At 63.6% G+C, this 19329-nt stretch carries 19 protein-coding genes; 18 read left to right on the forward strand and 1 reads right to left on the reverse strand.

The window, feature by feature from the left end:
• Positions 1–6: 6 nt before the first annotated feature.
• From ybeY to EOD29_RS20670, 9 genes are all read left to right on the forward strand, one after another.
• Positions 7–504, forward strand: a complete 498-nt coding sequence (ybeY, locus tag EOD29_RS20630) for an rRNA maturation RNase YbeY (protein WP_066996319.1) — start codon at positions 7–9, stop codon at positions 502–504.
• A 27-nt stretch (positions 505–531) separates the two neighbouring features.
• Positions 532–1608: a hemolysin family protein gene (locus EOD29_RS20635; RefSeq protein ID WP_067324766.1), complete on the forward strand. Its 1077-nt coding sequence runs from the start codon at positions 532–534 to the stop codon at positions 1606–1608.
• A 9-nt stretch (positions 1609–1617) separates the two neighbouring features.
• Positions 1618–2088 (forward strand): VOC family protein, encoded by a 471-nt coding sequence (locus EOD29_RS20640; protein WP_127247627.1) that lies wholly within the window; start codon positions 1618–1620, stop codon positions 2086–2088.
• A 97-nt stretch (positions 2089–2185) separates the two neighbouring features.
• A complete protein-coding gene (gene lnt, locus EOD29_RS20645) occupies positions 2186–3775 on the forward strand; it encodes an apolipoprotein N-acyltransferase (protein ID WP_127247628.1) in 1590 nt (529 codons plus the stop codon).
• A gap of 139 nt (positions 3776–3914) precedes the next feature.
• Positions 3915–4337, forward strand: coding sequence for a helix-turn-helix transcriptional regulator (locus EOD29_RS20650; RefSeq protein ID WP_095777507.1), 423 nt, complete (start codon positions 3915–3917; stop codon positions 4335–4337).
• Positions 4338–4504: 167 nt separating this feature from the next.
• Entirely contained in the window at positions 4505–5782 is a 1278-nt protein-coding gene (metK, locus tag EOD29_RS20655) for a methionine adenosyltransferase (protein ID WP_066996328.1), read from the forward strand.
• 20 nt (positions 5783–5802) lie between these two features.
• On the forward strand, positions 5803–6504 hold the full coding sequence (locus EOD29_RS20660) for a tRNA (guanosine(46)-N(7))-methyltransferase TrmB (RefSeq protein ID WP_127247630.1): 702 nt from the start codon (positions 5803–5805) through the stop codon (positions 6502–6504).
• Between the two features lie 175 nt (positions 6505–6679).
• The gene (locus tag EOD29_RS20665) at positions 6680–6979 is read left to right on the forward strand and encodes a DUF1778 domain-containing protein (RefSeq protein WP_127247632.1); all 300 of its coding nucleotides are present in this window, start codon (positions 6680–6682) and stop codon (positions 6977–6979) included.
• Between the two features lie 3 nt (positions 6980–6982).
• A complete protein-coding gene (locus EOD29_RS20670; protein WP_095824230.1) occupies positions 6983–7492 on the forward strand; it encodes a GNAT family N-acetyltransferase in 510 nt (169 codons plus the stop codon).
• A gap of 101 nt (positions 7493–7593) precedes the next feature.
• On the opposite strand, the gene EOD29_RS20675 is transcribed toward EOD29_RS20670, so the two are convergent.
• The gene (locus EOD29_RS20675; protein WP_206520480.1) at positions 7594–7743 is read right to left on the reverse strand and encodes a hypothetical protein; all 150 of its coding nucleotides are present in this window, start codon (positions 7741–7743) and stop codon (positions 7594–7596) included.
• Between the two features lie 294 nt (positions 7744–8037).
• Between EOD29_RS20675 and rimP the strand changes: the two genes are divergently transcribed.
• The 9 genes from rimP to pnp all read left to right on the forward strand — a co-directional run bounded on the left by rimP (position 8038) and on the right by pnp (position 19319).
• Positions 8038–8673 (forward strand): ribosome maturation factor RimP, encoded by a 636-nt coding sequence (gene rimP, locus EOD29_RS20680; protein ID WP_067324531.1) that lies wholly within the window; start codon positions 8038–8040, stop codon positions 8671–8673.
• 45 nt (positions 8674–8718) lie between these two features.
• Positions 8719–10311 (forward strand): transcription termination factor NusA, encoded by a 1593-nt coding sequence (nusA, locus tag EOD29_RS20685; protein ID WP_066996346.1) that lies wholly within the window; start codon positions 8719–8721, stop codon positions 10309–10311.
• A gap of 32 nt (positions 10312–10343) precedes the next feature.
• Complete coding sequence (locus EOD29_RS20690) at positions 10344–10994, forward strand: RNA-binding protein (protein ID WP_095777502.1); 651 nt, start codon at positions 10344–10346, stop codon at positions 10992–10994.
• On the forward strand, positions 10991–13558 hold the full coding sequence (gene infB / locus EOD29_RS20695; protein WP_095828019.1) for a translation initiation factor IF-2: 2568 nt from the start codon (positions 10991–10993) through the stop codon (positions 13556–13558). Before EOD29_RS20690 ends, infB begins: the two co-directional genes overlap by 4 nt.
• Before the next feature lie 127 nt (positions 13559–13685).
• Entirely contained in the window at positions 13686–14105 is a 420-nt protein-coding gene (gene rbfA, locus EOD29_RS20700) for a 30S ribosome-binding factor RbfA (RefSeq protein WP_067324535.1), read from the forward strand.
• Positions 14106–15068, forward strand: coding sequence for a tRNA pseudouridine(55) synthase TruB (gene truB / locus EOD29_RS20705; RefSeq protein WP_127247636.1), 963 nt, complete (start codon positions 14106–14108; stop codon positions 15066–15068).
• Between the two features lie 164 nt (positions 15069–15232).
• Positions 15233–16327: a magnesium/cobalt transporter CorA gene (corA, locus tag EOD29_RS20710; RefSeq protein WP_127247699.1), complete on the forward strand. Its 1095-nt coding sequence runs from the start codon at positions 15233–15235 to the stop codon at positions 16325–16327.
• 147 nt (positions 16328–16474) lie between these two features.
• On the forward strand, positions 16475–16786 hold the full coding sequence (rpsO, locus tag EOD29_RS20715) for a 30S ribosomal protein S15 (protein ID WP_275955123.1): 312 nt from the start codon (positions 16475–16477) through the stop codon (positions 16784–16786).
• A gap of 382 nt (positions 16787–17168) precedes the next feature.
• Entirely contained in the window at positions 17169–19319 is a 2151-nt protein-coding gene (gene pnp / locus EOD29_RS20720; protein WP_095824224.1) for a polyribonucleotide nucleotidyltransferase, read from the forward strand.
• Positions 19320–19329: the final 10 nt, after the last annotated feature.

The following is a 19329-nucleotide window of genomic DNA, read 5'->3' on the forward strand; positions in this document are numbered from 1 at the left end:
AGCCCCATGGCTGAAAATCCGGGATCCAGCGGCAAGACGCCGGTCGACATCGATATTTTCGTCGAGGCCGGCGACTGGCCCCCTGAGGCCGAGCTGGCGCACCTGGTCGATCAGGCCGTCGCTGCCGCCTTTGCCGAAACCGGCGCGAGCGGCGCTTCGGAGCTCAGCGTCGTTTTTTCCGACGACGCCCATATCCGCACTCTCAACGCCGAATGGCGCGGCAAGGACAAGCCGACCAACGTGCTGTCTTTCCCAGCTTTTTCCGTTCCGAAAGGCGCCGAGCTGCCGCCGATGTTGGGCGACATCGTGCTTGCTTCCGAGACCGTTGCGCGTGAGGCGGCACTGGAAGACAAGCCGCTGGCGAACCATATCACCCATCTCGTCATCCATGGCCTGCTGCATCTTCTGGGCCATGATCACGAGACCGACGCCGAGGCCGAGGAGATGGAAGCGATCGAGCGCGCGGCGCTTGCGAGGCTTGCCATTCCCGATCCCTACGCGTAACAAAAAAGACCAATTGACCTGATGGCGATGAACGATAAACCAGAAACTGCCGCCCGTCCGGACGCCGGCAGTGCGGCCAAGCCTTCCGAAAAATCGGAAGAGGGCTCCAGTCCGAGTATTCCGACCGGCAGCGTGGCCGCCGAGCCTCCGCATGCCGGTCCTTCTCTCTTCGATCGCGTGCTAGGCCTGTTCAGGCACCGCAACGGCACCAACCTGCGCGAGGAGATCGCCGACGCGCTGGCCGAGACGGCCACCGATGCCGAATCCTTCTCGCCCGGCGAACGTGCGATGCTCAACAACATCCTGCGGCTGCGCGAAGTGCGCGTCGAGGACGTCATGGTGCCGCGTGCCGATATCGAGGCGGTCGAGATCACCACCTCGCTTGGCGATCTGCTTGGCCTCTTCGAACAGTCCGGTCATTCCCGCATGCCGGTCTATTCCGAAACGCTCGACGATCCGCGCGGCATGGTCCACATACGCGACGTTCTTGCCCACATTACCAAGGTCGCCCGCGTCAAGAAGGGCCGGGCGAACAGGAAGACCCAGGCGCCGACCATCCTCGATCTGGCCCAGGTCGATCTCGCCCGCACCATCGGCGATCTCGACCTGATCCGTCCGGTGCTGTTCGTGCCGCCATCGATGCTTGCTTCCGACCTGATGGGGCGCATGCAGACGACGCGGACCCAGATGGCGCTGGTCATCGACGAATATGGCGGCACCGACGGCCTCGCCTCGCTGGAAGACATCGTCGAGATGGTGGTCGGCGACATCGAGGACGAGCACGACGACGACGAGCCGATGATCACCCGGATCGGAGAGGGCGTGTTCGTGGTCGACGGCAAGGCCGAGATCGACGAGGTCGCCAAGATGATCGGCGAGGATTTCGCCGCCGGCGAGCACGGCGAATATGTCGACACCATCGGCGGCATGATCTTCAACACGCTCGGCCGGGTTCCGGCCCGTGGCGAAGTGGTGCAGGCCATACCGGGCTTCGAATTCCACGTGCTCGACGCCGATCCGCGCCGCGTCAAGCGGGTGCGCATCGTGCAGAGCCCGAAGGGCGAACGGCAGCGCCGCCGCGCGGCGCGCACCGAGCAGGCCTGATATTCGCTCATGCCGATCGACGACCCGTTCAAGCACGCTGTCCTCGGCTCCGGCGTCTTCTATCAAGATCCCCGCGCGGCTTTGGCCTGGCTTCAGGCGGCGTTCGGCTTCGAGCCGAGCATGCTGGCGAGCGACAGCGACGGGCGACTTGTTCATGCCGAAATGCGGTTCGGCGACGGCTATATCATCGTCGATGGCGAATGGGCCGCGCATATTGCCAGCCCCGCCTCTGTCGGCGGCAAGAACACGCAGTCGGTTTATATCCGATTGAGGGAAGACCTCGGCGCCCATTGCGAGAAAGCGCGCGCCGCGGGGGCAGAAATCGTTGAGGAGCCCATCGATCGCTTCTACGGCGAACGGCAATATCGAGCCCGCGATCCAGAAGGCCATGTCTGGACCTTCACACAGGCCGTGCGCATTGTGCCCAAAGAGGAGGCCGAGCGACTGAGCGGCCTCAGCATTGAAGGGTGGCACCGTTAGCGCGACCGTGAATTTGGTTGCGCTTACTCGTGTTTGGAGCATCCGGCTCGGCCTGTTAAATCTCTGGCTGCCTGATTCGCGCGACTTGGAAAGTTGAATGCAGCGCTTTGCCGGCCGGATAATTCTGCTGTGGGGGTGGCGGCGGTCGCTGGTAGCGTTTGTCGCGGGAGCGCTCGCGGTTCTCGCCCAGGCGCCTTACGATTTCTTCGCCGTCTGTTTCGTCTCGTTTCCGGTGCTTGTCTGGCTGCTCGACGGCGCCACCGGTGAAGCCTCCGACGGCTGGCTGCGTCGCCTTCGCCCGGCTTTCGCCATCGGATGGTGGTTCGGCTTCGGCTATTTCCTCGCCGGCCTCTGGTGGATCGGCCAGGCCCTTCTTGTCGAGGCCGACAGCTTCGCCTGGGCGCTGCCCTTCGCCGTCGTCGGCATCCCCTTTGGGCTCGCCTTCTTCTATGGTTTTGCGACGCTCGTGGCGCGGCTTTGCTGGAGCAGTGATATCGGCCGCATCGCCGCACTTGCCTTCGGCTTCGGCCTTGCGGAATGGCTGCGCGATTTCCTGTTCACCGGCTTTCCCTGGAATGCCGTCGGCTATGCCGCAATGCCGGTGCCCCTCCTGATGCAAAGCGTGTCGGTGACGGGCATGATCGGCATGAACGCGCTCGCCGTTTTTGTCTTTTCCCTGCCGGCGCTTGTCGCGGCGCGCCGGCATCTCAGGCTGGGCTTGGCCTTGTTCGTCGCTCTCGTTGCCGCTCACGTCGGCTTCGGCTATTTCAGGCTTGCCGTCCCAGCCCCGCCGGCCACCCGCTCGATCGACGTGCGCATCGTTCAGCCCGCCGTCGACCTCACCGAGAAATGGGATGCCTCGGTGCGCGACCGCATCTTCGCCACGCTGATGGGGATTTCGGCGAAGGCACCGGAGCAAGGCCATGCCAAGCCGCAACTGATCCTGTGGCCGGAAACGTCCGTGCCGTTCCTGTTCACGGAGCGTCCGGACGCGCTGACGGCCTTGGGGGATATGCTGGGCGACGGCCAGATGCTGATTGCCGGCGTGGTGCGCGAGGAGGGTGGCGCAGGCAATGCCGGCAGCCGTTATTACAACTCCGTGGTGGCGATCAACGACAAGGGCGAGATCGTCGATGCTGTCGACAAGGTGCATCTGGTGCCGTTCGGCGAATATCTGCCTTTTGCCGGCCTGTTCGAGCGTTTCGGCATAGGTCAGCTCGTTGCCGGACCGATGAATTTCGCCGCCGGCAACGAACGCCATCCGATCGCGGTGCCGAACGGCCTGCGCGCGGTTCCGTTCATCTGTTACGAGGCCATCTTTCCTGACCTCGTTGCAATCGATGCAGCGTCATCCGAGCTTATTGTGAACGTCACCAACGACGCCTGGTTTGGCCACACGCCAGGCCCTTACCAGCACTTCAGGCAGGCGCAGATTCGTGCGGTGGAGAATGGAGTGCCTTTGTTGCGTGCGGCCAACAACGGCATCTCCGCCGTTGTCGATTCGCGTGGGCGCATCGTCGATGCCCTGGCAGTCGATGCGCGCGGCGCCATCGACGCCCATGTGCCGGTTTCCGGGCGCGCCCTGGTAACCGCCGATCAGCGGCGAATTAACGGATTGCTGATCATGTTGCTGTTTGCCCTCGCGGCCCTCACATTGAATGTAAGGCAGCGGCTACGGGTGAATTGACAGTCGGCACATTAGAAACTCATACTGTAACGCCTAAAATTTTCTCGAAGTCGGTTGGAGGGGTCTGTTGGGGCAGGTGGCTCCGGTTTCGTTTGGGCGGCAAAAATAGAAAAAGCCGGAAAAATTCGGCGAGGAAAAAATGACAGAAGAGAACAAGAAGAAGCCGAATCCGATCGACATTCATGTCGGCAGTCGTATTCGGCTGCGTCGCAATATGCTTGGAATGAGCCAGGAAAAGCTGGGTGAAAATCTCGGCATCACGTTTCAGCAGATACAGAAGTACGAAAAGGGGACCAACAGGGTCGGCGCCAGCCGCCTGCAGGCAATCGCCTCCATCCTGAGCGTCCCTGTCGCCTTCTTCTTCGAGGACGCCCCCGGTCAGGAGGCGGTCACCGGCAACCGGGGATTTGCCGAGGATGCCTCGATGACTTTCGCGATCGAATTCTGCGGCAGCCCGGAAGGGCTTCAGCTCAATCGTGCCTTCGTCAAGATTCCCGACGTCAAGGTGCGGCGCCGGATTATCGATCTTGTGAAGTCCCTTTCGCCGGACGACGCCGAGTGAATCCAGGCTCATGTCGCCGGCGGTACCCTGCCGCCGGTGGCACAAGTTGATTGTGCCGATAGTCATGCCAGATCTGTCGCGCCGCTTGACGAGCGGCGCCCGGCACCGCTAACACGTGGCGCGCCAAAATCGGCAGCCTTGCCGATCCTTTTCAAGAGGGGACACCCGTGACGCGGCAGAACTATCTCTTCACCTCGGAATCCGTCTCCGAAGGCCATCCCGACAAAGTCTGTGACCGTATCTCCGACGAGATCGTCGATCTCGTCTATCGCGAGGCCAGGAAGACGGGCATGGACCCGTGGAAGGTGCGCGTTGCCTGCGAGACGCTGGCCACCACCAACCGCGTCGTCATCGCCGGCGAGGTCAGGGTTCCCGAGACGCTGCTGAAGAAGGACAAGGCAGGCAACATCCTCAAGGATGCGGCGGGCCACCCGGTCGTCAATCCGACCAAGTTCAAATCGGTCGCCCGCAAGGCCATCCGTGAGATCGGCTACGAGCAAGCCGGCTTCCATTGGAGGACGGCCAAGATCGAGGTGCTGCTGCACGGCCAGTCGCCGGACATTGGCCAGGGCGTCGACAATGCCGCCGACCGCCAGGGCGAGGAAGGCGCGGGCGACCAGGGCATCATGTTCGGCTATGCTTGCCGCGAGACGCCGGACCTGATGCCGGCGCCGATCTACTACAGTCACAAGATCCTCGAATTGCTTGCCGCCGCGCGCCACGAAGGCAACGGCGAGGCCGCCAAGCTCGGCCCGGACGCCAAGAGCCAGGTCACCGTGCGCTATGCCAACGGCAAGGCGGCGGAAGTGACGCAGATCGTGCTTTCCACCCAGCACCTCGACTCGAGCTGGGATTCGAAGAAGGTCCGCAATGTCGTCGAGCCTTACGTCCGCGAGGCGCTTGGCGAACTCAAGGTCGCCGACGACTGCAACTGGTACATCAACCCGACCGGCAAGTTCGTGATCGGCGGGCCCGACGGCGATGCCGGCCTCACCGGCCGCAAGATCATCGTCGATACCTATGGCGGTGCTGCGCCCCATGGCGGCGGCGCCTTCTCCGGCAAGGATACCACCAAGGTCGACCGTTCGGCTGCTTATGCGGCGCGCTATCTCGCCAAGAACGTGGTAGCGGCCAAGCTCGCCGACCGCTGCACCATCCAGCTTTCCTACGCCATCGGCGTCGCCCAGCCCCTGTCGGTCTATGTTGACCTGCACGGCACCGGCAGGGTCGACGAGGCCAGGCTCGAGGAGGCGCTGCGCAAGGTGATGGACCTCTCGCCTTCCGGCATCCGCCGTCATCTCGACCTCAACAAGCCGATCTACGCGAAAACCTCGTCCTATGGCCATTTCGGCCGCAAGGCCGGCCGGGACGGTTCCTTCTCCTGGGAGAAGACGGACCTTGCCAAGGCGCTCAAGGACGCGGTTGCCGATGCGATTGCCGCCTGACGGCGTCGCCAGACCTGTTCATGGAGCCAACCGACAGGCCAAGCCGCGCGACCGAAGGATTTTTCGGCCGCCGGCACGGCAAGACCATTCGTCCGCAGCAGGCCGAGGCGCTTGAACGTGGCTTGCGCGCCTATCGCCTCGACCTGACGGCGGAGGCACCCGCGGACCTTGGAACGCTGTTCAAGGCGGACGTTTCAGCCTGTCGGCTCGAGATCGGCTTCGGCGGCGGCGAACATCTTCTGCATCGCGCGACGGAGGCTCCGGCGACCGGTTTCATCGGCGTCGAGCCCTTCGTCAACGGCATGGCCAAGATGATGACGGCGCTCGACAAGCGCCCGCTCGCCAATCTGAGAGTCTATGACGACGACGCCACGCGTCTGCTCGATTGGCTGCCGCCAGCCTCGCTCGACGGCATCGACCTGCTTTATCCCGATCCCTGGCCGAAGAAGAAGCACTGGAAGCGGCGCTTTGTCAGCCCCGCCAATCTCGACCGGTTGGCCCGGGTGCTGAAGCCGGGCGGGAGATTCCGCTTCGCCTCCGATATCGACAGCTATGTGAACTGGACGCTGCTCGCCTGCAGCGCCAATAGCAGTTTCGCCTGGCAGGCAAACGAGGCTGCCGACTGGCACACGCCCTATGAGGGCTGGCCCGGCACCCGCTACGAGGCAAAGGCCCTTCGCGCGGGAAGGCGGCCCGCCTATCTGACCTTTATCCGGAAGTAGGCCGGACGCTATCGAGCACTAACTTCCCAGGGACCGGTAACCAGCCGCTCAGCAGCGGGGGGACCTGCCAAAGCGGTCGTCCGGTCGGAGAAAACTCGGCTTGCGGCCGGCTTGGACGATTGATGTATTGCAGTTCGCGCTACATGCTGCCATATTAACGGCAGGGAGATTAACTATGGCCGCCACGGTGGAACGTAAGGAATATCCGATCTCGATGCGCCTGCCGGAGGCCGACGTGGCGATCATTGATCGTGCCGCCGCTCTCCGCGGCCGGTCCCGCACGGATTTCGTGCGCGATGCTGCCGTGCGCGCGGCCGAAGATGTGTTGATGGACAGCCGCCTTATCCGCATGAGCCCGGAAGGCTTCGCGGAGTTTATCGAGGTTCTGTCAGCCCCGGTCGCTCCGGTTCCCGACATAGTGGAATTGGCAAAGCGGCCCGCGCCCTGGGAAGCCGGTTACGCAGCAAAGCGCTAGGCCGTGGCCTTATCGGCTCCCGAACCGCTTGGCGCAGCTCACGACGTTTCCGGGTTTTCCTGCGGGAAACCTACACTTGATCACTGGCTGAAAACGCGCGCGCTCTCCAATCAGGAGAAAGGCTTCACGGCCGTTCTCGTTGTCCACGAGGCCGGCCGAGTGGTCGGATATTATGCCTTGGCGCCGACGGCTGTGGTGCCGTCGATCTTGCCCCGGTCGATTCGCACAGGGCAACCGCCCGATCCGGTGCCCTGTCTTCTCCTTGGCCAGCTTGCGACCGATACAGAATGGGCTGGGCGCGGTGTCGGCACTGGCTTGCTGAAGCACGCGCTCCAGCGCTGCGTTCAGGCTGCAGATCTGATTGGAGGACGTGCGCTCATGGTCAATGCAATCGACGGGGAGGCGGCGCAATTCTGGCAAAGACGGGGATTTCTGCCGACGAAGGACGATCCGCTTGTCTTGTTCCGTTCGATTGCTGCAATCGCTGCGTCGCTCGTAGAAGCCCAGAAGTAGGGGCGAGGGCTGCCTCTCGAAGAAGCCGCGACCGCCAACGAATTCTGCGCCTCGAGGCTTAAGCTCGAACTCAGCTATTGTCCGTTTCTTCCGTGGGCGGCCTAAAAGCGGCCGAGCTTGTCGAAAGCGGCCAGGTCGATGCCGAGTTTCTTCAGGTCGCTGCGGCGCGGCTTGCGGTTCGCCTCGACGGCCCGCGATGCGGCAGCCGCGCTGCCGAACGTGCCAAGAAAATCGCCAATCACAAAAAACAATCCACGGTCCATGACAAATACTTTCGCGCGCCAGTGCGCCCGACCTTTCTTTCTGCACCGCAACATAGATGGTTGTCGGCAGGCGAAGGTTACAGAGGCGCCGGCGCATGGCTGCCATGCTCGGCACGCAACGCTGCTACCGTCGGGCTTCCGATGCATCGTCAGGCTTGAAACGCCGGACGGGATCGTTTATATCAGCCTCAAATTCTTGGTCGGTATGACGAAGAGTGGGTCCACCCGGTCCCGCTCTTTTTTGTTACCTGCCGGCCGGAGCGACAAGGCGACAGGAAACTTATGACCGCAGCGGCAAGCGAGGCCGACGACCGTATCATCCGCGAAAGCGGTATCGATGCGCGCATTGCGCTGATCATACAGCCGGTGCTGAAGGCCATCGGCTTCCGCCTCGTGCGGGTGCAACTGACCGGCCAGAACGGGCTGACGCTGCAAATCATGGCCGAGCGCGACGACGGCACCATGACCGTCGAGGATTGCGAAGAGGTCAGCCGCGCGGTTTCGCCCGCGCTCGATGTCGAAGATCCGATCGAAAAGGCGTATCATCTCGAAGTCTCGTCGCCGGGCATCGACCGGCCGCTGGTGCGCAAATCGGATTTCACCACCTGGACCGGCCATCTGGTCAAGATGGAGACGTCAGTCCTCATCGGCGACCGCAAGCGCTTCAAAGGCAAGATCGCCGAGGCGGACTCCGACGGCATCTTGCTGGAGCGCGACAAGGCGGCCTATGGCGAAGAGCCGACGGTGCGCGTGCCCTATGACGCGATTGCCGAGGCGCGTCTGGTGCTGACCGACGATCTTATTCGCGAGGCCCTGTCGAAGGACAACAGGGCCCGCAAGGAAGCAAAAAAACGCCGAGGCGAAGCGGAAGAAGATGCAGTCGCCGGCGAAGAAAGCGAAACCGAACAGGAAAGTTGATCGAGCTTCAGGGCCGATGCCCGGAGCGAAGTCGGGAGAAAGACAATGGTTGTAAGCGCCAACAGGCTCGAACTGCTGCAGATCGCCGATGCGGTCGCGCGTGAAAAGTCGATCGATAAGCAGATCGTCATCGCGGCGATGGCCGATGCGATCCAGAAAGCGGCGCGTTCGCGTTATGGGCAGGAAACCAATATCCGTGCCGACATCAATCCCAATACGGGCGAGATGAAGCTGCAGCGGCTGATGGAAGTGGTCGAGAAGGTCGAGGATTACGCGACGCAGATCGCCCTTTCCACGGCGCGCGAGCGCAATCCCGACGCCCAACTCGGCGACTTCATCGCCGAACAGCTGCCGCCGATGGATTTCGGCCGCATCGCCGCGCAGTCGGCCAAGCAGGTCATCGTCCAGAAGGTGCGCGAGGCCGAGCGCGATCGTCAGTATGACGAGTACAAGGACCGCATCGGCGAGATCGTCAACGGCACCGTCAAACGCGTCGAATATGGCAACGTCATCGTCGACCTCGGCCGCGGCGAGGCGATCATCCGCCGCGACGAGCTGATCCCGCGCGAGAACTACAAATATGGCGACCGCGTCCGCGCCTATGTCTACGACGTGCGCCGCGAGCAGCGCGGCCCGCAGATCTTCCTGTCGCGCACGCATCCGCAGTTCATGGCCAAGCTCTTCACCATGGAAGTGCCGGAAATCTACGACGGCATCATCGAGATCAAGTCAGTCGCCCGCGATCCGGGCTCGCGCGCCAAGATCGCCGTCATCTCGCGGGATTCCTCCATCGATCCGGTCGGCGCCTGCGTCGGCATGCGCGGCAGCCGCGTCCAGGCGGTGGTCGGCGAATTGCAGGGCGAGAAGATCGATATCATTCCGTGGTCGCCTTCGGCCGCTTCCTTCATCGTCAATGCGCTGCAGCCGGCGGAAGTCGCCAAGGTGGTGCTCGACGAGGATGCCGAGCGCATCGAGGTGGTCGTGCCGGACGACCAGCTGTCGCTGGCCATCGGCCGCCGCGGCCAGAACGTGCGTCTTGCCTCGCAGCTCACCGGCTGGGACATCGACATCCTGACCGAGCAGGAAGAGAGCGAGCGCCGCCAGAAGGAATTCGTCGAGCGTTCGGCCCTCTTCATGGAAGCCCTCGATGTCGACGAGATGGTCGGTCAGGTGCTTGCCTCGGAAGGCTTCACCAGCGTCGAGGAAGTCGCCTATGTCGATTCTGGCGAAATCTCCTCGATCGACGGCTTCGACGAGGACACCGCTTCGGAAATCCAGTCGCGCGCCCGCGAATATCTGGAGAAGATCGAGGCCGAGCACGACGAGAAGCGCAAGGCGCTCGGCGTCGAGGACGAGCTGCGCGAAATCCCCGGCATCACCACGGCCATGATGGTGACCCTCGGCGAGGACGGCGTGAAGACGATCGAGGACTTCGCCGGCTATGCCGCCGATGACCTGATCGGCTGGAAGGAACGCAAGGACGGCGAGACCAAGGTCTATCCCGGTGTGCTCGCCGATCACGGCGTCTCGCGCGCCGATGCCGAGCAGATGGTGCTGACCGCTCGCAAGAAGGCCGGCTGGATTTCCGAGGAAGAACTGGCCGCTGAGGAAGCGGCCGGTGAAACCGTCGGTGCGTGAGGTGACCACCAATCGCAAAACCCGTGGACGACATGAACGATCGCACTTGCATCGTCACGCGCAGGCAGGCCGAAGCAGATGAACTGATCCGCTTCGTCGTCGGCCCGGATTCGGCCGTCGTTCCGGACATCAAGCGAAATCTGCCCGGCCGCGGTTGCTGGGTCACCGCCGATCGCCTACATATCGACAAGGCAGCGGCGAAGAACCTGTTTGCCCGCGCCTTCAAGGCGCAGGTCACCGTTCCAGCCGAACTCGGCGACATGGTCGACGGGCTGCTTTCCAGATCCGCCCTGGGCATGTTGGGTCTTGCTCGCAAGGCCGGAGCGGTCGTACTGGGCGCCGCCAAGGTAGAGGCTGCCGTGCGCGACGGGCAGGCGCTCTTCGTGCTGCACGCGAGGGAAGCCTCGGACGACGGCGTGCGCAAGATCAGTCAGGCGCGGCGGGCAACCGTTCATCTCGGCGGCCCCGCTACACCGGCCTACAAACTTTTCCCAGAAGCCGAGTTGAGCTTGGCATTGGGGGGTACAAATGTGATACATGCTGCCGTCCTCGCGCAGGATGCGGGTAAGGCGGTTGAGAAGCGCATGGTTGCGCTCGACCGTTATCGGGGCGGAACCCCGGACGATTTGGCAATGCTTGCGGCCGTTGCTGACGATGATGATGCCGCAGAGGATATGGAATGAGCGATACGAAATCGGGCGACGACAAGACGTTGAGCGTTACGCCGAAGAAGACCTTGACGCTGAAGCGCCCTGGCCTCGAGCAGGGCACCGTGCGCCAGAATTTCTCGCACGGACGCACCAAGTCGGTCGTGGTCGAGACCAAGAAGCGCAAGTTCTCGCTGCCCGGCGACAAGCCGGAGCCGGTGGCGCCGTCCGTCTTCACCCCGAAGCCCGCAGCCGCGGCACCCGCGCCTGCCGTGCCGGAAGCGCCGAAGGCGCCGCCGCAGCCGGAACGCTCCGGAATGGTGCTGAACGAGTTGTCGCGCGGCGAGATGGAAGCGCGCCGCAGGGCGCTCGAAGGCTCCAAGGCGCGTGAGATCGAAGATCGTCAGCGCGCCCAGGAAGAGGCCAAGCGCCGCGCCGAGGAGGAAGAGCGCCGCAAGCGCGAGCGTGAGGAGTCCGCCCGCCGTCAGGCCGAGGAGGAGGCACGTCTGCAAACCGAGGCCGAATCCCGCCGCCGCGCCGAGGAAGAAGCGCGCCGCCGCGCCCCGCAAGCCGCCGAGCTGGCCACGGCCGACGAGGAAGAGGAGGTCAAGCCGCGGCGCCCTGGTGGTGCCGGCGCCGGAGCGCCTGTGCGCCGTCTGGCCACGCCGGAAGTCGCGCGGCCGGCCAAGCCGACCAAGGGCGAGGAAGACCGTCGCCGCGGCAAGCTGACGCTGAACACCGCGCTGTCGGATGAAGATGCGCGCGGCCGCTCGCTGTCGTCGATGCGCCGCCGCCAGGAAAAATTCAAGCGCGCGATGCACAACGAGCCGCGCGAGAAAGTCATGCGCGAAGTGATCCTGCCCGAAACCATCACCATCCAGGAACTGGCGCAGCGCATGTCCGAGCGCGCCGTGGACGTGGTCAAGTTCTTCATGAAGCAGGGCCAGATCTTGAAGCCGGGCGACGTCATCGACGCCGATACGGCCGAGCTGGTCGCTTCCGAATTCGGCCATACGGTCCGCCGCGTCGCCGAGTCCGACATCGAGGAAGGCCTGTTCAACATCGCCGACCGTCCGGAAGACCTGGTGTCGCGTCCGCCCGTGGTGACCATCATGGGCCATGTCGACCACGGCAAGACCTCGCTGCTCGACGCCATCCGCAACGCCAATGTCGTCTCAGGCGAGGCCGGCGGCATCACCCAGCATATCGGCGCCTACCAGATCGAGAAGAACGGTCAGAAGATCACCTTCATCGACACGCCCGGCCACGCCGCCTTCACGGCGATGCGCGCTCGCGGCGCCCAGGTGACCGACATCGCCGTGCTGGTGGTGGCGGCCGACGACAGCGTCATGCCCCAGACGATCGAATCGATCAATCACGCCAAGGCGGCCGGCGTGCCGATCATCGTGGCGATCAACAAGATCGACAAGCGCGACGCCGACCCGCAGAAGGTGCGCACTGAACTGCTGCGCCACGAAGTGTTCGTGGAATCGATGGGCGGTGAGGTGCTGGACGTCGAGGTTTCGGCGACCAAGGGCACCAATCTCGACAAGCTGCTGGAAGCGATTCTGCTGCAAGCCGAAGTCCTCGACCTCAAGGCCAATCCCGACCGCACCGCCGAAGGCGCGGTCATCGAGGCGCAGCTGGACAAGGGCCGCGGTCCGGTCGCCACCGTGCTGGTGCAGACCGGCACGCTGATGCCCGGCGACATCATCGTCGCCGGCAACGAATGGGGCCGTGTCCGCGCGCTGGTCAACGATCGCGGCGAGCATGTGCCGGAAGCGCCGCCGGCAATGCCGGTCGAGGTGCTCGGCCTCCAGGGCACGCCGCAGGCAGGCGACCGCTTCGCGGTCGTCAACAACGAGGCGCGTGCGCGTGAGATCACCGAGTATCGCCAGCGCCTGGCGCGCGAGAAGGCGGTGGCCAAGCATGCCGGCCAGCGCGGCTCGCTCGAGCAGATGATGTCGCAGTTGCAAGCGAGCGGGCTGAAGGAGTTTCCGCTGGTCATCAAGGGCGACGTGCAGGGCTCGATCGAGGCGATCAACGCTGCGCTCGAAAAGCTCGGCAACGACGAGGTCAGGGTACGGATCGTCCATTCGGGTGCCGGCGGCATCACAGAAACCGACGTCTCGCTTGCCGAGACCTCGGGCGCTGCGATCATCGGCTTCAACGTCCGCGCCAATGCGCAGGCGCGCACGGCTGCTGCCGCTGCCGGCATCGAGATCCGCTACTATTCGATCATCTACAACCTCGTCGATGACGTTAAGGCAGCTCTTTCCGGCATGCTCTCGCCCGAGCGGCGCGAGACCTTCATCGGCAATGCCGAGATCCTCGAGATCTTCGACATCTCGAAGGTCGGCAAGATCGCCGGCTGCCGCGTCACCGAAGGCAAGGTCGAGCGTGGCGCGGGCGTGCGCCTGATCCGCGACAACGTCGTCGTCCACGAAGGCACGCTGAAGACGCTGAAGCGCTTCAAGGACGAGGTTTCGGAAGTGCCGGGCGGTCAGGAATGCGGCATGGCCTTCCAGAACTACGAGGACATGCGCGTCGGCGACGTCATCGAGTGCTTCCGCGTCGAGATGGTGAGCCGGACGCTCTAATTTCGGATATACTTGCCGGAATTCACCGGGCGGCGGCCGCAAGGCTGCCGCCCGAGATCCTTGTTTCGTAGTTGAGACATGTGGCGCGGTCCCATCCCGCGCTTCACGATTTCAGGACTGAAGAAAAATGTCCCGTTCGACAACATCAGGCCCCTCCCAGCGCATGCTGCGCGTCGGTGAGCAGGTGCGTCACGCCCTATCCGAGACCCTGCAGCGCGGCGAAATCATCGACCCGGTGATCGAGAACAGTGTCGTCTCGGTCTCGGAAGTACGCATGTCGCCCGACCTCAAGATCGCCACCGCTTTCGTTTCTCCGCTTGGTGTCGGCGACGCCGATGCCGTGGTCGGGGCGCTCAACAGGCATGCGAAATTCATTCGCGGCCGCGTCTCGGGCGCGCTCAGGCAGATGAAGTACATGCCCGAGTTTCGCTTCCGGCTCGATACGTCTTTCGACAATTTCGCCAGGATCAACGAATTGCTGAAATCGCCCGAGGTCGCGCGCGATCTCGACCACCAGAATAAAAACAACGACAAGGACGAGGAATAGGTGGCGCGCCGCGGCAAGAAGAAGGGCCGGCCGGTCTCCGGCTGGGTGGTGCTGGACAAGCCGGTCGGCATGGGCTCGACCGAAGCCGTCTCCAAGATCAAATGGCTGTTCCAAGCGGAGAAGGCCGGCCATGCCGGCACGCTCGACCCGTTGGCTTCCGGCATGCTGCCGATCGCGCTCGGCGAGGCGACCAAGACCGTGCCTTACGTGCAGGATGGCGCCAAGGTCTACCGCTTCACCGTCGCCTGGGGCGAGGAGCGGTCGACCGACGACCTCGAAGGGCCGGTGACGAACAGCTCGGACCGCCGCCCGGCCGAGGCCGAGGTGCGGGCGCTGCTGCCGAAATACACCGGCGTCATCATGCAGACGCCGCCGCAATTCTCTGCCGTCAAGATTGCCGGCGAGCGCGCCTACGATCTTGCCCGCGACGGCGAGACGGTCGACATTCCCGCCCGCGAGATCGAAATCGGCCGTTTGGACATCGTCGAGCATGGTGTCGATAGAACCGTCTTCGAGGTCGAGTGCGGCAAGGGCACCTATGTGCGCTCGCTGGCGCGCGACATGGGTCGCGATCTGGGCTGCCTCGGCCACATCTCCGAGTTGCGCCGCGTCGAGGTCGAGCCGTTCACGGCGGACGATTTCGTCACCGTCGCCGAGCTCGAAGCGGCGCGCTTCGGCGGCAAGACGGATGAGAATGCGGACGAAGAAGCCGAGGTGTCGGTCGATTTCGGCGCCATCGATGCGCTGCTGGTCGAGACCGCCGCAGCACTTGACTGCTTGCCGCAGGTCGCCGTCAGCGACGACGCCGCGACCAAGATCCGCCTCGGCAATCCCGTCATCATTCGAGGGCGCGACGCGCCGGTCGAGGCCGAGGAGGCCTGTGCCACGGCGCGCGGCAAGCTCGTCGCCATCGGCGCCATAGAACAGGGCATGTTCAAGCCCAAGCGGGTCTTTGCCGGTTGACGGCACTCGGCTAGTTTCGGCTCGCAGTTCCAGGAAAACGTGTAACGGTTCCCGTCGGAATTGCATGAAAACCGACGGTTAGAGCAGTTCAGCGATCCCCGAACTGCTATGACGTCGCGCCCCAGGGGAGCTCATGGCCCAGAGGAATCATGGCCCAGAGGATTATGGCAATGGCTGAGGCCGTCGGAAAACGGGCGCCGCTGAAAATCCGCCGGCCGCCGGTCGGCGCTTCGCCCGGCACCTTGATCGCCGATCCGGCGGCGCGGCGCAGCGAGCTTCGGCTGACGTTGATCTCCCCGGAGAAATACAAAACCATCGACAATGCCAGCATCGACGAGCTCAACACCCATTGCGACCGCTGGCCGGTCGTCTGGCTTGATTGCACGGGGCTCGCGAACATCCCGCTGATCGAAGAGATCGGCCGGATTTTCGACCTTCATCCGCTGGCGCTCGAGGATGTCGTCAACACCGGCCAGCGGCCGAAGGTGGATTTCTTCGAGGACCACGCCTTCGTCGTCATGCGCATGATCGACGATGTCGCCGCGCATCGCTACGAGCAGATCGCGGTGTTCTTCGGCGAGAATTTCGTCGTCACCTTTCAGGAGCGCGAGGGCGACCCGTTCGATCCAGTGCGCAAGCGCATCGCGGCTCCCATGCCCAACCGGCTGCGCTCGCGCGGCGCCGACTATCTCGCCTATGCGCTGATCGACGCCATCGTCGACAGCTATTTCCCGCCGATCGAGACGGTGAGCGAATTGGTCGACGGCATCGAAGACCAGATGCTCAGCACGCCCCACAAGCACCAGATGCGGCAGTTGCACGAATTGCGGCGCGACGCCAATGTGCTGAAGGGCGTGCTGTGGCCGATGCGCGACGCGCTGGCGACGCTGATCCGCAACGACGTGCCCTTCGTGCAGGCCGAGACCAAGATATTCTTCAACGACACGCTCGACCATGCGCTGCGGCTGATCGAACTGGTCGAGACCCAGCGCGACATGCTGACCGGCTTGATCGAAATGCATCTGTCGCTGACCCAGGCACGCACCAACGACGTCATCTCCTATCTGACCATCGTCTCGGTGATCTTCATGCCGCTCACCTTCCTCGTCGGTGTCTGGGGCATGAACTTCGACCCGGATAGCTCGCCCTGGAACATGCCGGAGCTCAAGGCCTACTACGGCTACCCGGCGGCACTTTTGTTCATGCTGGTCGTTGCTGTCGGGCTCGTCGCCTTCTTCAAATGGAAGAAGTGGCTGTAGCAGCAGAACCCTCTGTTTTTGCGGCAGGACATGCGACAAGCCGGCTTGACAATTAGGCTGGTGTTTTGCGGGAAATTGCACTATATGCGCGGCAGCTTCGCGCCCTGACGCGCTGCTTGCACCGGCCCCTGCTGGACGACATCCCGGCTGAGGGCGTCCCGTTTCCTCGAACAGATAAGGAAAAACACGATGTCGATTACTGCCGATCGCAAAAAAGAACTGATGGCCGAATTCGCGACCGCGAAGGGCGATACCGGGTCCCCGGAAGTCCAGGTTGCCATCCTTTCCGAGCGCATCAAGAACCTGACGGAGCACTTCAAGGACCACAAGAAGGATAACCATTCCCGCCGTGGTTTGCTTGCTCTCGTTTCCCAGCGCCGCAGCCTGCTTGATTACCTCAAGCGCAAGGATGACACGCGCTATCAGACGCTGATCGACAAGCTCGGTCTCCGTCGCTGACGAATTGACCGGCGGGCTCTCTGCGGAGAGCCCGCCGGTCGCGCATTGGCGGACCGGTCGCTCCGGTGCCCGATGCTGGAGTGGAGCGCGCCGCGCTCTCGAAATTCGCATTCGCGCATGGCGCGTCTCGGAAACAGGGGTTTCCGGCGTCGTGCGCAAAAGGCCGGCCGACCGGTCGGCCAGACCCGGTTCCGGGAGCGCAAAGGGCCGTTCGGAACCGCCCATGGACGGTCATGGGGCAGGATTGCAGGATGCTCGCTCGGCAATCGCCACCTGTCGAGCTTCCCGTTGTCTTGCCCGTGGCTGCCCGAAGGAAGCCAGGGAAGGGATGCTCCGCGACCGTTGAGACGGCGCGGCCCTTTCCGCACATGAAGGACAAGATATGTTCAATCAACACAAAGTGGAAATCGAATGGGGCGGCCGTCCGCTCATCCTGGAAACCGGCAAGATCGCTCGCCAGGCTGACGGCGCGGTGCTCGCCACCTACGGCGAGACCGTGGTTCTCGCCACCGTCGTTTCGATGAAGGAGCCGAAGCCCGGCCTCGATTTCTTCCCGCTCACCGTCAATTACCAGGAAAAGACCTATGCCGCCGGCAAAATTCCGGGCGGCTACTTCAAGCGCGAGGGCCGTCCGAGCGAGAAGGAAACGCTGGTTTCCCGCCTGATCGACCGCCCGATCCGCCCGCTGTTTGCTGACGGCTACAAGAACGACACCCAGATCGTCGTCACCGTCGTCCAGCATGATCTCGAGAACGATCCGGACATCCTGTCGATCGTCGCTACCTCGGCCGCGCTCACGCTGTCCGGCGTGCCCTTCATGGGCCCGATCGGCGGCGCCCGCGTCGGCTACATCAACGGCGAGTATGTGCTCAATCCGCATATCGACGAGATGGAGGAATCGAAGCTCGACCTCGTCGTCGCCGGCACCGCCGACGCCGTGCTGATGGTCGAATCCGAGGCCAAGGAGCTCAGCGAGGAGCTCATGCTCGGCGCCGTCGTGTTCGGTCACAAAAGCTTCCAGCCGGTGATCGACGCCATCATCAAGCTGGCCGAGGTCGCCGCCAAGGATCCGCGCGACTTCACCGCGCCGGACCATTCGCAGCTCGAAGGCGAGATGCTGAAGGTTGTCGGCGACGAGCTTCGCGACGCCTACAAGATCATCGAGAAGCAGTCCCGCTACGCGGCCGTCGACGCCGTCAAGGCGAAGGTCAAGGCCGCGTTCACGCCGGCCGAAGGCGAGGATCCGAAATACTCCTCCGAGCAGATCGCAAGCGTCTTCAAGGAGCTCCAGGCCAAGGTCGTACGCTGGAACATCCTGGACACCGGCTCGCGCATCGACGGCCGCGACCTGAAGACCGTGCGCAAGATCGTCGCCGAAGTCGGCGTCCTGCCGCGTACCCATGGTTCGGCGCTGTTCACCCGCGGCGAGACTCAGGCGCTGGTCATTGCCACGCTCGGCACCGGCGAGGATGAGCAGTTCGTCGATTCGCTGACCGGCATGTACAAGGAGAAGTTCCTCCTCCACTACAACTTCCCGCCCTATTCGGTTGGCGAAACCGGCCGCATGGGCTCGCCGGGCCGCCGCGAGATCGGCCACGGCAAGCTTGCCTGGCGCGCGATCCACCCGATGCTGCCTTCGGCGGACCAGTTCCCGTACACGCTGCGCGTCGTCTCGGAGATCACCGAGTCGAACGGCTCGTCCTCGATGGCGACGGTCTGCGGCACCTCGCTGGCGCTGATGGATGCCGGCGTGCCGATCGCCAAGCCCGTGGCCGGCATCGCCATGGGCCTGATCAAGGAAGGCGAGCGCTTCGCGGTGCTCTCCGACATCCTTGGCGACGAGGATCATCTCGGCGACATGGACTTCAAGGTCGCCGGCACCGCCAACGGCGTCACCTCGCTGCAGATGGACATCAAGATCGATGGCATCACCGAGGAGATCATGGGCATCGCGCTCGGCCAAGCCAAGGAAGGCCGGCTGCACATCCTGGGCGAGATGGCGCATGCCATATCTTCCTCGCGCGCCGAGCTCGGCGAATTTGCGCCGCGCATCGAGGTCATGCACATCCCGACCGACAAGATCCGCGACGTCATCGGCTCCGGCGGCAAGGTGATCCGCGAGATCGTCGAGAAGACCGGCGCCAAGATCAATATCGAGGATGACGGCACGGTCAAGATCGCGTCGGCCAACGCCAAGGAGATCGAGGCGGCGAAGAAGTGGATCCACACCATCGTCGCCGAGCCGGAAGTCGGCGAGATCTACGAAGGTACCGTCGTTAAGACGGCCGACTTCGGCGCCTTCGTCAACTTCTTCGGCCCGCGCGACGGCCTCGTCCACATCTCGCAGCTCGCCAATGAGCGCGTCGCCAAGACCTCCGACGTCGTCAAGGAAGGCGACAAGGTTTGGGTCAAGCTGATGGGCTTCGACGAGCGCGGCAAGGTGCGCCTGTCGATGAAGGTCGTCGACCAGGCGACCGGCAAGGAAATCGTTCAGGAAAAGAAGAAGCCGGAAGGCGAGGAAGACGCCGCCTGATTGGCCTGAC

The organism is Mesorhizobium sp. M1A.T.Ca.IN.004.03.1.1, assembly GCF_003997555.1.
Classification (GTDB): domain Bacteria; phylum Pseudomonadota; class Alphaproteobacteria; order Rhizobiales; family Rhizobiaceae; genus Mesorhizobium.